A 13,997-nucleotide genomic window follows, 5' to 3' on the forward strand; every position below is an offset into this window, starting at 1 on the left:
ATGACTGAGTCAATGTTAGCTAAAAGGCGCAATGCGGCTATCGCAAAAGGGGTTGGCGTGACCACACAAGTCTATGTTGAGCGTGCGGAAAATGCTGAAATCTGGGATGTTCAGGGGCAACGTTATATCGATTTTGCCGCCGGTATCGCCGTGGTGAATACCGGTCACCGCCACCCGCGTGTCATTGCCGCAGCCAGAGAGCAGCTGGAAAAATTTACCCATACCTGTCATCAAGTCGTGCCTTATGAAAATTATGTAGCACTCGCTGAACGATTGAACCATCTGGTGCCAGGTAATTTTGTGAAAAAAACCGTCTTTGTTACCACCGGAGCTGAGGCAGTAGAAAATGCCGTGAAGATTGCGCGCGCTGCCACCGGGCGAAGCGGAGTGGTGGCTTTCAGCGGTGCTTTTCATGGCCGTACCTTCCTCGGTATGTCATTAACCGGCAAAGTAGTGCCGTACAAAATAGGGTTCGGTCCATTGGTTAGCGATGTTTACCGTATCCCGTTTCCAGTAGAACTACGTGGGATCAGTGTGGAGCAAACGCTGAACGCACTGGAGAATCTCTTCAAAACCGATATTGAGCCGACACGCGTCGCCGCCATCATTATTGAACCAATACAGGGAGAAGGTGGTTTCTATCCTGCACCTTCCGAGCTGCTCAAATCCCTACGCGAAATTGCCGATCGCTATGGTATTGTACTTATTGCCGATGAGATCCAAACTGGCTTTGCGCGTACGGGCAAACTGTTTGCCATGGAACATCATGGGGTTGCGGCCGATCTAACCACGATGGCAAAAGGCTTGGCGGGGGGATTGCCGCTGGCGGCTGTAACGGGGCGATCAGAGCTGATGGATGCTGTAGTGTCGGGTGGTTTGGGGGGAACCTATGGCGGTAATCCGGTAGCGATTGCGACTGGCCATGCGGTGCTGGATGTGATCGAAGAAGAGAAGCTGGCTACGCGTGCGACGCAATTGGGCGAGCGGCTAAAACAATGTCTGCATAAACTCAGGCCGCATGTTCCGCAGATTGCCGACGTGCGTGGGATTGGGCTAATGATTGCGGTGGAGTTTAACCGTGCGGGCAGTCAGGAACCCGATGCCGTTTTTACCAACACGGTACGTCAGAAAGCGCTGGAGCGAGGCCTCATTCTGTTAACGTGCGGTATACACGGCAACGTGATCCGTTTCCTGCCACCGCTGACCATACAAAATGATGTTTTTGATGAGGCGCTCAACATCCTGGAATCTGTTCTGCTCGATTTGAGTGGTAAAAAGGGAAAATAATGACAGGGCGTTCTTACTGGCAATGAAACTCAGGAGCCATTTTCCCTCAGATGGCTATTCTGCCGTTTAAACGGGAACAACTAAGGAGAGGAGAATTCACGGGTTTATAAGAGAGGACAACAATGTACTGGTATATACATGTATTGAAAAATTATATTTGTTTCAAGGGGCGAGCCCAGCGTAAGGAGTTCTGGTATTTCGTTCTGTTTCAGATCCTGGCTATTCTCATCATTTCTTTTCTGGAAAGGCAGTTTGCTGTCGCCAATCCTGAAATTTATATGGGATGGTTCAGCGCTATCTATCTGCTACTCACCTTTTTGCCAGCGTTGGCAGTAAATGCCCGTCGCCTGCACGATATCAACTGTAGCACTTGGTGGCTGCTGTTACATCTTATCCCGTTTGTCGGTACTGTTATCTTACTGATTCTGGCTGTTCTGAAAGGGCAGGTGGGCAATAATAAATATAGTTCAGAGAACCGGATTCACTCACAGGGAAATACCCCAGATCAGGCTAACGGGTAATTCCGGTCATAAAGGAGTGCTGAAATGGTAATGAATAGAAGATATTTTATCTCTACTGCTGCAACCCTCGCAGGGGCAGGAGTATTGTCATCCATACTTCCCACTACATCTCTGCTCGCCCAGACCTTAACTGCGGCCAATATTGACCAAATCCGACCGAGGCTGTTGCAGGATGCACAATACAGAACCAGCCGGTTGGGGTTAGATCCGCGCATCTGGAATTGGCATAGAGACGTGGCTGCCAATGCCATGCCAGCCAACTACTATGAGGCCTCCCTGGCTGATTTGCCGGCTTTTGGTGGTTTTTCTCGAGAGCAGTTTTGTGAGGTTGTCGTCATTGGCGGCGGGTTGCTGGGGGCTTCCACTGCGCTGCACCTTGCTGAAGCGGGCGTGGATGTAATTCTGGTTGAAAAAGATAATATTGGTTCGGGAGCTTCTGGCCGTAATGGGGGGCAGATGACCCCCGGAATTGCCCGCTGGGAAGCTGAAACCATACTGGAAAAATTTTCACTCGATGAGGCCAAACGTTTATGGCGTTTTGCATCGATTGAAGCAATGGATCTTGTGGATGAACTCCGCGAGCGTTACGGTTTTGAATGTGACCGCAAATATGGACATATTACGGCAGCGATACACCCAGGTCATATGGGATCATTGGTGGCTAATGCCGATGCCCGGTGCCAGCTGGGAGATACAGCGGTGAAGGTGATTGGGCCGCACGAATTGCAGGAAGAGTATGTGCACTCGAGTATCTATCATGGTGCCAATATCGACAGCATCGGTGGACAGGTTCAGCCTCTAGCGCTGCTGCGAGGCCTGATTTATGGCTTTGCCAGACTGGGGGGGCGAGTTTACGACAGCACGAAAGTGCAGGGTATCAGGCAGGATGCCAGCAGCACAGTCATAGAAACTGAGCGGGGAATTATCAGGGCAAGTAAAGCCGTGGTACTGGGGGTGCATAGCTCCTCCAATGAGTTTATCTCCGGCCCTTCCACTACAATACCTTTTTTCACCTATGTGGCGGTCACTCCGCCGTTGCCGGTGGATATAAAAGAGCTGATCCCGTCAGATCTTCCAGTCTACGATACACAGTTACAGATAGACTATTATCGTGCGGTGCGTGACAACCGCTTGTTGTTCGGTGGACAGGGTACCGGCAACTCCTGGTCACCACGTGATGTGAACAATTATTTGCTTGAGCGTATCAGAACCGTATTCCCGTATCTGGAAAAACCCGAGCTGGAATACTCCTGGGGCGGGATCAGCGATTTAACCCTGAATGGAGCCACTGATGCCCGCAAAAGCGGTGACAGTGTCCCTGTGTATATGGTACATGGCTGGAGCGGTCATGGCGTGGCGCAGACAGTGCGCATTGGCAAAGCCATCAGCGACGATCTTACTGGCCGCAATCACGATTTTGCCATGCTTACCCGCATCGACCACTCGAGTATTCCGCTGGGCTCCTATCTCTCTCCGGTGGTTATCCCATTGATTAAAGGCGCACTGGGAGTGATAAACACACTTAATCCAGCAGAGATGATTTCGTTCTGAAAGGCAGGTTCTATTAACCGAAAAGTCGCTATTATGTATTCTTTACTACACGGCATTTCACACTGATAGCAGCACGTTCACTGCCCGGTACAACCGGGCTTAAGGTCACGTAAGCATAGAAGAACCAGCGGTGTTTGTGCAGTATTAAGGCTAATTCCCATGACTCGTTGTGCTGTCGCTCGATATTCCATTCCAAATTTATCGTTTTTTATCAATTGGCGATAGGAATTACCCCTAAAGAAACACCCAATCCCATTAAAATGATGCCAATGATACGATTGAGTATGGTTTGTTTTTCTAACATTGTGGCTCTGAGTTTATGGTGAGAGAAGAAAACTGCAACTCCCATAAACCAGATAAGGTGCATAAGGGACATAAAAATTCCATAACCAATTTGTAACCTAATATCAGTCGATGGTGAAATAATTTGAGTAAATGTACTAACAACAAAAAGTGTTGATTTGGGATTTAATACATTAGTTAGAAAGCCCATTCGAAAAGAAATTAGTGGGGTATTTTTGCTTGAGTTAATATCAACATTCATTTCCATTTTTGATGTCATCGTTTTGTAGCCGATGTAGAGCAGATAAGCCGCTCCTGCAATTTTTATAGCAAGCAATATATTGGGGGAATGAGCGATCAAAATACCGATCCCAAGAATGGTATAAGCAGCATGAACCAATATACCTGATGCGATCCCAAAAGCTGCAACTATGCCTGCTCGTCGACCATAAAGATAACTTGTGCGGGTAATCATCACAAAATCAGCCCCCGGACTGATAACAGCAAGAATGGTAATAATGGCTACTGCAATTAACTCTGTCATTATGTCCTCTAGTCATAATCTGTCATATTTCAATAAGTTATTCTCTTGATTTTTTTGACTAAAGAATAACGATTAATTTACGCTAGAATGATTGAGAAAAAATCAACGATTATGTTCAAAATTCTTTATAAGAGACTGTAATGAAAAATCTTCCTTCATTAAATGCACTTCGGGTATTTGAATCCGCCGCCCGTTACCAAAGTTTAGTCAAAGCATCGGAAGAATTATTTGTGACACAGGGAGCGGTGAGTCGGCAGATCAGACAATTAGAAGCTACTTTGGGAGTTATATTATTTGAACGAAGGAATAGGGGGATCTTTTTGACATCCGCAGGTGAGAAACTTAAACAGGCCTGCCAGCAAGCATTTGGGTTACTAACATTGACAATTGATGAACTTCAGCAAACTTCGCAATTAACACCCTTGGTTGTTTCATGTGAACCCACAATTATGATGAAGTGGCTTATACCTAAGTTAATGATATTTAAAACGGAACATCCTGATATAGAAATTCATTTAGTCTCCGGTGGGGGTCATATTGATTTCTCACGCAGTTCAGTGAACCTAGCCATTCGCCGCAATGACTTCTTCTGGAATAAGCGCTACATTGCCGAACAGTTGGGAAGGGAATGGATAGGCCCGATTTGTTTACCTAAAGCCGAAGAGCATGTTATTACACATCAGCCAATTACCTTATTGCATACACATACTCGCCCTGAAGCGTGGAATGATTGGATGTCAGGCGTTAAACAAATCATCCATAAACAGCATGAGCACTGGTTTGAACATTTTTATATTTTATTGGAAGCAGTGATGGCTGGACATGGCATTGGGATAAGTTCCATATATATGATTGAACAAGAATTGAGTGATAAGAGAATAAATGCACCTTACGGCTTCATTCCAGATGGCTCTGCTTATTATTTGATATCACCTGAAATTTTCAAAGCCGATACACCGCAAACTCTCTTTCTTGAATGGCTGAAAAAAGCATTCCATGAAACCCATACTCGACTGACTGATTTTTGCCATCAGTCATGATCATCACTTTATTTTAATTACTGATAGTGACGCCAACCAAGTGACAACGTCACTAAAAAATCTTTCAATGAAAGCACAATTGCCACGATAAAGCAGCTTCCCAATATCATCATCGTGGCTGTAGTACCATATTGTGTCAGCAGCATAGTAGCTAAATTCCCTTGGAATACCCACTGAAATATTGCCGTTTGGTGAACGGTTTTTAGGGTATTAACATTTCGGGTATTAATCTGGTTTGGAATGTATTTTTTACTTAAAACATTTTTGCTTAAAACATAAAGTAAAAAACATCCTGTTGCGCTCACTAAAAATGGCACCTGCCAATAAAATAACTCCGTTGAAACGCCAGCAAATACCGGGCCACCTGCAATGCCAGCGGTCATACCAAACATGACGATTCCCATTGCAGGTGCTTGTTTATGAGATGGAAAAATTTCTGCAACCAGCGCAAAAATGGTTGGAATCAAAGCGGCAGAAGCAATGCCACCAAAAATGCGCAATCCGACTGCAATCTCCAAATTGGGAGCTATCGCCAACGCCAATCCATCAAGGAAAAGAAACAGCAAAGATATCTGCAATAATTTACGCCGGTTGATCCGATCTGATAACCAACCAAAAATCGGTGCTGCACATGCACATGCACATGCATAGGCGATGGCGTAGCCAGATACTAGCCAAGCTGCTTTGTCTGTTGTTGTTTTAAATGCATCAGCCAATGGTTTGAGCATAGGTGATAACATAAATTCTGTTGCACCGACGAAAAATACAGAGAGTGAAAAAATAAGCAAAATAGGGTTGATAGAAATAGTACGTGGCGTCATATATTAGCCTCCTTAAGTGAAAATAGGATTGATAGAAACAGAATTCAGAGTTAACTGATGAAAAATGATGGGATGATGGTATAAAGAAAGAGCAAGAGAGTGGAGAGGGTGAAAATGATACTAAGGTTTATCTGACATGACAATTGATCGACTCTATCAAGATAGCACATTAGCTCAGTTTTATGATTTCGATAACGAATGGACGGCAGATTATGATTATTAACTCGCCAAAAATGCACATGCTATTTTAGATCTTGGCTGTGGTACGGGAATGCTTACCAATAAAATTGCGCAAATTTATCCCGATAAGGTGATATTTGGCAGTGATATTGCTGCTCCTATGTTGGATATTGCCAAATCCAAACCAGCAGGTTCAAAAATTACCTGGATACAATCGGATGCCAGACAATTGGTATTATCACGCAGATTCAACCTAATCATTTTATCTGGTCATGCCTTTCAAGTATTTTTAACTCATCAAGATCGAGTTGAGGCACTTAAGCGTATTTATGAACATTTGGAAAACGACGGGAAATGCATCTTTGATAGCCGTAATCCTATAGCAAAGGAATGGCTGACCTGGACAGAAAAGGATTCTATGCGTCAATTTTTCCATCCAATGTTAGGGCCTGTTTTGGCGTGGAATGATTTTCGCACTCACAATGATATCGTTACTTACGGTACTTATTACCGAGTTTTAAACGATAAACAGGAATATCAGGCATTTTCAAACATTGCATTTGCTAGCTTTACCGACATTCAGCAAGCGCTCACAGAAGCAAATCTAATCGCGGTAGATGTATTAGGTAACTGGCAAGGGGATGTTTATCATGAAAAGGTAGAAGAAATGATTTTTATTGTCAGAAAAAATAAATGAAATGGCTCGTGAGGCTCTCGCTAGTAACATGCAAGGGTTGTAGCAATACAGCACGTTTATTCAGTCATAAAGCCAATAGCCTACTTTTGCCGAGTTAACCAACATGGCCATCGTGAGTGGTAACGGTTCAATGTATTTAACCCTATTTTCTTTTTTTCTTAAAAAATTCAATGGGATTAAAACTTCTTCATTCGGCCAATATTTGCGAAATGTAAAATTACGTTGCTCGACGTTAAATTTTTCAAAGTATTCAGCGAGGATATCTTCTGCATCTTCACACGACCACGGATACTTCCCGGTCGAAAGACTCGTTTCAAGGGTAAGTTTGGGCTTTTTGAAACACAGAAAAATTGGCACATTGTGATTTGCCTCATACCATGCAAACACTTCGCTCTCTATGTTTGTCCGGTCTACCATAAGCGATCCTTTCAGTTGGCAATAGTGTTATATTTCTTGACTGCCTTATAAGTAAAACGATATCCATGTCTTACTCCTTTTTGTGAAAAAGAACAAATTATAATCACGTAAAGAAGGTTGCCAGAACAGATTTGTTTGAAGAATGAATCTCGTTTTCGTCCGGTTGAGCTTTAGACTTCTTTACAGGGCTATTAGGGAATATTGGTTAGGTTAGTTCGGCACAGATACGGGGCACAATCCCCTTGAGAATGGGCATATACTATAAAAAGGAAAACTCACTACCAGCGTTTGCCAGCAGTGAGTTCTTTTACCTCTCTAACAGTACTTATATTTAATAGTGCTTACTTAGCAGTACTTGCTTCAATATCAAGTACATTTATTGGGCCAGCATTTCGTGCGATATCTTCACCATACGCGCAAACACGCCATGGAGCTTCAGATTTTTTCAGTACGATTGGCATCCAGAATGGTTTGTAATCTGTTTTATCGTCGCAATTAGTTGTCGCTTTAGGGCCATATTTCACATGAACACTTGCGATTTCATAGGCACTACTTTCAGTAGTCACAAACCAGCTATCACTCTCATGGCCTTTCACATTTAAAATAGGTTTAATTGATGGTGGTGTATTATCAATTTCCCGTAGCATGACTGAGGCATCTTTTGTATTTTGCCATTGACCATCGTTATTCTGATGAATAACACAGAGTTTATAGATCCCATCTTGCTTAGGAACCAACATGTTTTCTAGTGGGCTTTGACTTGCAAGAACAGAAGCACTGTATCCCGCTTCATCAGCACAATTTACACTATTGATTAAACCTGTTTTATAACGAATGTTCTTAACATTAGCTCCTTCCTTGACAACGATGTCCCATTTTGCTTTCTCGCCATCAGTAGGATTAACGCTTTGAGTTATCCAAGATGACCAAAACTCTCTTCTTTCCAGAACATTACCACTGTTATTTTCAAGTTTAGACAGGTCTAGCTTGTTATCCTTTGTCAATGCATTAGCAATGCTATCAACAGGGATGAAATAGCTAGCGCCTTCTGTCGGAACACCTTTATTGTTTTCGATGGTACAAGGTCTGCCAAATCCACAGCCGGTCATTCCTGGTGTTGTTGTTGTATTCATTACACCAATCACTTCTGTTTTGTCTTTCTCAAAAACAGGAGAACCTGACGTTCCACCAACGACACCAGCGCAGTTAGTAGAGAAAACCGGTGACCAAATCCACGGGGAGTTACCTTCATACAATAATGGGGATGTTCCAGTAATGTTACATTCAGATTTTCTGAGATAAGCATAATTGTAATCAACGTTATTAACAGGAATATGAGTCAATACAATAGGTTGATGTTTCATTTTAAGGTTTTTCTTCAGCTTCAAAGGATGATAGCTTTTTTTCGCTAAGTCACCATAAGTTGCGTCCAATTGTAAAACCGCGATATCTTCGTATTTCATCGTTGAATATAAAATACGCTTAATTTTTATTGGTGATAATTCATCTTTCTTATCAATGAAGTAATCCGGGGTATATTGCCAAAACCCAGGTGCTGGCTGATCAACAATTACATCATTTGTACCCACATTACTATTTACACAATGTCCGGCGGTGAGTATCAGTGCTGGTGTATCCTTGTTCGGTGTATTTTCACCAGAAATCAGGGTTGCTGTACAATGTGAGTCACCATTTAATTTACCAACGATTCTGTATTTTTCAGCATCAGGATCGGTTGATTTCATTAATGGAGCACCATTATCATTTGTTGTCGACAAAGTTGCAGCATTTAAGGCCAAAGCACTTGAACTTGCAGAAATAGAGAACAAACTAATTAATAAAATTTTACGATAAGTCACAATTTTCCTCCTTTGGATACGTTTGATGACTTAAATTCATTATCCAATTTAATCATTGTTCAATACTACCGGAGTGATTTGTATTAAAACGGATACAAATGTCCCAAACAAAATGCCAAAAAGAAAAACTCACTGCCAGCCTTTGCCAGCAGTGAGTTTTGTTATTGAGGATAAGATAATAAGCGATTTTTACTGATTAGAACTTCCAATTGGCATTCAGGAACACGCCGTTATCCTTATGGCTGCCTGATAAAACGCCGTTATATCCCAGTGACAAGCTGGTGTTCTCATTGATGCCCAATGTCGTACCGGCTTTAATGACGGCTGCATCGCGCGCGGCTGAAACACTGTTAAGTGTGAATGTTTCATTGCTATTGCTAAAGCGCAATTGAGTATCACGATCGACATTACCAAACTGGTGTTGCCAACCCAATTCACCATATACGTTTACAGTCAGTTCATTTTCAGTCTGCCATTGCTGGTTAGCACGTAAACCTAATGTAGAGAGAGTGGCATTTTTCGATTGTTTTGTACCGCTTAATGCCGCGGCACCACCATGTTCATTAAAGCCATCATGACGGAAATTAACATGAGACAGATTGACGAATGGCTCCAGATTCATCCAAGAGGTATTCATGCCATAAGCAGCTTCAGTAAACAATTGTCCTGTTTGTGCACCATATTTGGCATTCAAATTGTCTGATTGGCTACCAAACGCAACTGAGCGTTTAGTATCAAAACGGTGCCAACTGTAGGCCGCACCGGCACGTAACGCGAATGCATCCATTTGTTTGCTACCATATAACGCCAAGTGGAAATTGTTACTCCGCGCTGAAGTGTCATATCCCCCATTTAAAGAAGAGCGGATATATCCGGTTGCAACTCCCAACCGCCAGTCATTGCCCAAGTCCTTATCTGCACCCAGCAACACACCGTAGTTGGATACTCGATAACCATTGGCTTCATTGTTATCTTCAGCACGTTGCCAGTTACCAATGATTTGAGCCCACGCTCCGTTTTTATCTGCTTTGATATCCTGTCCGACAGTGCCGCCATCAGCCTGACGCAAACGGGTATTCAATGCATCGCGCAGATAACGGCTATTATCGATATGCGCCGCAGCAACATCACCATGGATCTGTCCGGTAGCAAGTTGCTGGAATGCTTTATGGGCTTGTGCCTTTGTATCAGACATCAAAATACTCTCATACACCGGATTGCCCAGATTCAGTTTATCGGCTGCATTCGCAACAGCACGTTCGTTAGCGGTCATTCCCAAACTGGTGAATGTGGTGTTATTGCGTTTTATATCTAACATCACATTATTCTTGAGGTAGCTCAGTTCGGTTCCAACGAACAAATAGTTCGGCACTACGGTAGCAAATTGACCGTTGATACCCTGATTTGCTTGCAGGATATTGTATTGCTGACCCAGTAAGCTGCGAACTTCTTGCTTCGATAGCAAGTTGCTGCTGTTTTCCAGCGTGACTTGCACTTCACCGCCTTTCAGTATTGCCGTTCCATTGCTGGTAATACGATCGCCATGATTCGGATTATTTGGTGTGACTTCGACCAGATAACGTGAACCCGGTTGGAAGGTCACATTGCGATCAACGTTCAATATTCCACTTAGGCTGGAGCTAACATTGGAACCATCAACAAACAGTAAATCACCTGGTGCAATATTGGCACCGGCGTTTGCCATAATTGAACCGACAGAACCAACACCACCAAGGGTTGAACCATCTTTTACTGTTACATCTGAAGTGATGGAGCCACTAACCTGCAAACGGCCTTTTTCCACTAACGTTGGCCCTTTATAGGTACTATTTTTACCAGCAAGTTCGAGTATACCGTTGCCGATTTTAGTCAACCCACCATGACCAGAGATATCGTTGCTCCAGCGGTCATAAGCACATTCATGACTATCACAAACGCGTTCTACTGTCGTACCTTGCTCAACTACGCCACCGATCCCCGGAATATTGGCGATAAATTGAGTTTCCGTATAGGAGCCGGGAATATAATACTTCTTGAGAATATCCTTTTCGGTGATAAACATTTTAGGACCATCAATGGCATCTTTCAGGTTCAGCATACCCCAACCATACAAATCATCCATGCCGGGGTCACCCAAATCGGTAGCCGTGGTTTTGAGGACATCTGAAATTTGTCCGGTAGTCATGTAAGGGAAGCGTTGCATCAAGACAGCAGCAGCTCCCGCGACATGTGGAGAGGCCATTGATGTCCCTGTGTAGGCATCATAGGTGGGGCTTATCTCCAGCTCACCCTTTTCGAAAGCCTCTTCATCAATGTTTCCGTTAACTTTAGAGACAAAACTTCCTGTACTGCTGTAAATTTTTGTGCCTGGTGCGGCTAAGCAGTAGCTGGCGGTATAACCACAACTCGTTGATGATAAATTAACTTTATTTTCTATGGTCAGGTTGGCAACGCTAAGATAGTTTTTCAACGCGTCCGGGAAAAAATAGGGCATACCTGCATGCATCCAAGTAACGTTATAGTTATTGGCATTTCCCGCCGCAAAAACAACTAATTTTCCTTGACGTGCCGCACGTAATAAACCAGCGCTTCTGGTTGTATAATCATCAGATTCTGGGATTGGAGAACGGCTTAACCGATCCAAGTCATCTTTAATCGGATTAACATAATCAATCACATCTTGCAGTGTAACTTTGTAATACTTGACCGTGCCATCTGGCCATCGTTTAGGTTTACCGTTTGAATCGATTTCATAGCGAGGACGAACCCCCCAGCTATTATTGATAACGCGTGCATTGCTTTGGATCATGGCTTCTGTGCGGTTATATGGGTTTTGTAAATATTTTCCAGTGATCAAGCCCGCATCAAATGCAACGCCGTGCATTTCTTTACCATCTCGGTTTGCTGCAATAATTCCAGAAACATGGTTACCATGAGCACCGAAATCGATAATCCCTGTGTAGGGGTTTTCATCATAATTCCAAGGATCATCAGGGCTCAGTATTTTCAGCTTGCCTGCAAATTCTGGATGTTGAGTAACTGCCTCATCCAGAACACCAACATTAATGCCTTTCCCCGTATAACCACGGGCATAAGCATAATGAGCACCAATAGCAGCCAATCCCCATTGATGATTAAATTCTTCTGATAACCAACTCTCTGGTGAGTTCTTCTTGCCTTGTTCTTGATAATCAGTAGCAGCCATCAAAGTACCAGCCGGTAATGATCCAAAAAATAACGTCATCCACAAAAAGATCGGTCGTGCCGAATTGTTTTTTTTCATAATAGATAATCCATTTTTAAAAAGTGGCAACTTTCAATTCGCTGTTTGGCACATCGCTCCTTGAAAAGTCCTTATTAATAAAACCGATTATTGAATTTAAATAAGTAGGCAATGACGATCCTCTCCCATATTTTTAACCATCTATAGGATAATTTCGGCATAAATTTTCCTGCCCACAAGTTGCTATAGGATAATAATTAAACCAAAATTGCAAGAAAGTTATTTAACTTTTTTATAACCATTTTGTAACAAAAATGAAACCACACATACAATGCAAGACAAAAAATAAATTACTTTAAAAACATATTGTTGTATTACAACATATATTAATTGGGTATTAATTATTGTTTGAATGTAACTTTTTTAATGGAGGGATATTGTTTGTAATACTTTCCATTTTGATAGTTTATTAAACTTGTTTTTATATCTAGGTATTTAATTATTTTGTTATGGGTTTTGTTTTTTTAATTTGAATAAACATCAATGTGAAAGTATTTTGGTTTTTATTTTAATTGTTGAAAATAATGATTTGAAAAATCTTACTATATACATAAAATGTTATATAAGTTATTTTTTGTGAAAGAATTATTTTTGAATTTAATGTATCTATTAAATGAATATACTAATAAATGGGTATAACTGAATAGATCAATTTTTCGCATAAACAACCAAACGCAAATGTCTTTCCAAATCGGTAATCATTGAAGTGTAGTTGAAAATCGTTTCCTGCCCATTTAAATTCAGCTCCCGTACACCATTGCAAGGCTCATAAATTTCATGTCTATGCCACATATCATAAAAATCAGGTGAGGTTTTAATCAAATTATTCACTAATGCTTGAATATAGTTGTCTTTAGTGGCAAGCGCATAATCGCGCCTAAAGCTAGCCAATAAACGATAGGCATCTCGTTCCCAATAACATAAGAGTTCACGATAATGTTCATTAGTAAACAATAACCATAGAAAATTACGTTGTTTACCTTTAAATTGGCTGAAACGAAAACACTCATCTGCTGGTTGATTAAAGGCTAAAACATCCCAATGCAAATTCAGCACATAAGTTAGATGAGGGGATAAGTCGTCCATAATTCGTTTAATAAGTGGAGATACGACACACCACGTTTGCCCTGTTTCAACAGGCTCACGCATATGCGCCAGTAAGTATAAATGTCTGCGTTCAGCAGTAGTCAGTTTTAAGACTTTGGCTAGATTATCCAAAAAAGCAGCAGATACACCAATTTCCCGACCTTGTTCCAGCCATGTATACCAAGTGACACCAACGCCTGCTAAAGCGGCTATTTCCTCACGCCTTAATCCCGGGATTCGACGGCGTCCGATGTGGGGTAATCCGACGGATTCAGGGCTGATACTTTCTCTTTTGGTACGTAAAAAATTGGCTAATTCGGTACGGGATCTTTTCATTTTTGTCATAATTTTTTCCTTTATTTCAAACTATTACTTTAAGTAATAGCATAAATGGTTAAATTGTAACAGGCTAATGGTGTGATTAAAATC

Annotated in this window: 10 protein-coding genes and 1 pseudogene; 5 read left to right on the top strand and 6 right to left on the bottom strand. The window is 42.2% G+C overall.

Annotated features, from left to right (window positions below):
- The 3 genes from Xvie_RS12645 to Xvie_RS12655 all read left to right on the top strand — a co-directional run bounded on the left by Xvie_RS12645 (nucleotide 1) and on the right by Xvie_RS12655 (nucleotide 3,359).
- Nucleotides 1–1,287 carry a 4-aminobutyrate--2-oxoglutarate transaminase gene (locus tag Xvie_RS12645; RefSeq protein WP_086109669.1) on the top strand — a complete coding sequence of 429 codons (1,287 nt, stop codon included), beginning with the start codon at nucleotides 1–3 and terminating at the stop codon, nucleotides 1,285–1,287.
- Between the two features lie 122 nt (nucleotides 1,288–1,409).
- Nucleotides 1,410–1,808, top strand: a complete 399-nt coding sequence (locus tag Xvie_RS12650; protein WP_086109670.1) for a DUF805 domain-containing protein — start codon at nucleotides 1,410–1,412, stop codon at nucleotides 1,806–1,808.
- 24 nt (nucleotides 1,809–1,832) lie between these two features.
- Complete coding sequence (locus Xvie_RS12655; RefSeq protein WP_086109671.1) at nucleotides 1,833–3,359, top strand: NAD(P)/FAD-dependent oxidoreductase; 1,527 nt, start codon at nucleotides 1,833–1,835, stop codon at nucleotides 3,357–3,359.
- 211 nt (nucleotides 3,360–3,570) lie between these two features.
- On the opposite strand, the gene Xvie_RS12660 is transcribed toward Xvie_RS12655, so the two are convergent.
- Nucleotides 3,571–4,185 carry a LysE family translocator gene (locus Xvie_RS12660; protein WP_086109672.1) on the bottom strand — a complete coding sequence of 205 codons (615 nt, stop codon included), beginning with the start codon at nucleotides 4,183–4,185 and terminating at the stop codon, nucleotides 3,571–3,573.
- A gap of 140 nt (nucleotides 4,186–4,325) precedes the next feature.
- Between Xvie_RS12660 and Xvie_RS12665 the strand changes: the two genes are divergently transcribed.
- A complete protein-coding gene (locus tag Xvie_RS12665; RefSeq protein ID WP_086109673.1) occupies nucleotides 4,326–5,225 on the top strand; it encodes a LysR family transcriptional regulator in 900 nt (299 codons plus the stop codon).
- A 17-nt stretch (nucleotides 5,226–5,242) separates the two neighbouring features.
- Here Xvie_RS12665 and Xvie_RS12670 read toward each other — a convergent pair whose 3' ends face one another.
- Entirely contained in the window at nucleotides 5,243–6,046 is an 804-nt protein-coding gene (locus Xvie_RS12670) for an MFS transporter (RefSeq protein WP_086109674.1), read from the bottom strand.
- A 241-nt stretch (nucleotides 6,047–6,287) separates the two neighbouring features.
- Between Xvie_RS12670 and Xvie_RS12675 the strand changes: the two are divergent.
- Nucleotides 6,288–6,923 (top strand): annotated as a pseudogene (locus Xvie_RS12675) (class I SAM-dependent methyltransferase); the annotation flags it as partial.
- A 60-nt stretch (nucleotides 6,924–6,983) separates the two neighbouring features.
- Here Xvie_RS12675 and Xvie_RS12680 read toward each other — a convergent pair.
- From Xvie_RS12680 to Xvie_RS12695, 4 genes are all read right to left on the bottom strand, one after another.
- Entirely contained in the window at nucleotides 6,984–7,340 is a 357-nt protein-coding gene (locus Xvie_RS12680) for a DUF1493 family protein (protein WP_086109676.1), read from the bottom strand.
- A gap of 341 nt (nucleotides 7,341–7,681) precedes the next feature.
- Nucleotides 7,682–9,199, bottom strand: a complete 1,518-nt coding sequence (locus Xvie_RS12685; RefSeq protein WP_086109677.1) for a trypsin-like serine peptidase — start codon at nucleotides 9,197–9,199, stop codon at nucleotides 7,682–7,684.
- Nucleotides 9,200–9,395: 196 nt separating this feature from the next.
- Entirely contained in the window at nucleotides 9,396–12,482 is a 3,087-nt protein-coding gene (locus Xvie_RS12690) for an autotransporter domain-containing protein (RefSeq protein WP_086109678.1), read from the bottom strand.
- A 648-nt stretch (nucleotides 12,483–13,130) separates the two neighbouring features.
- Nucleotides 13,131–13,913, bottom strand: coding sequence for a helix-turn-helix transcriptional regulator (locus Xvie_RS12695; protein ID WP_086109679.1), 783 nt, complete (start codon nucleotides 13,911–13,913; stop codon nucleotides 13,131–13,133).
- Nucleotides 13,914–13,997 lie beyond the last annotated feature (84 nt).

Source organism: Xenorhabdus vietnamensis (genome assembly GCF_002127535.1).
In the GTDB taxonomy this organism is placed as follows: domain Bacteria; phylum Pseudomonadota; class Gammaproteobacteria; order Enterobacterales; family Enterobacteriaceae; genus Xenorhabdus; species Xenorhabdus vietnamensis.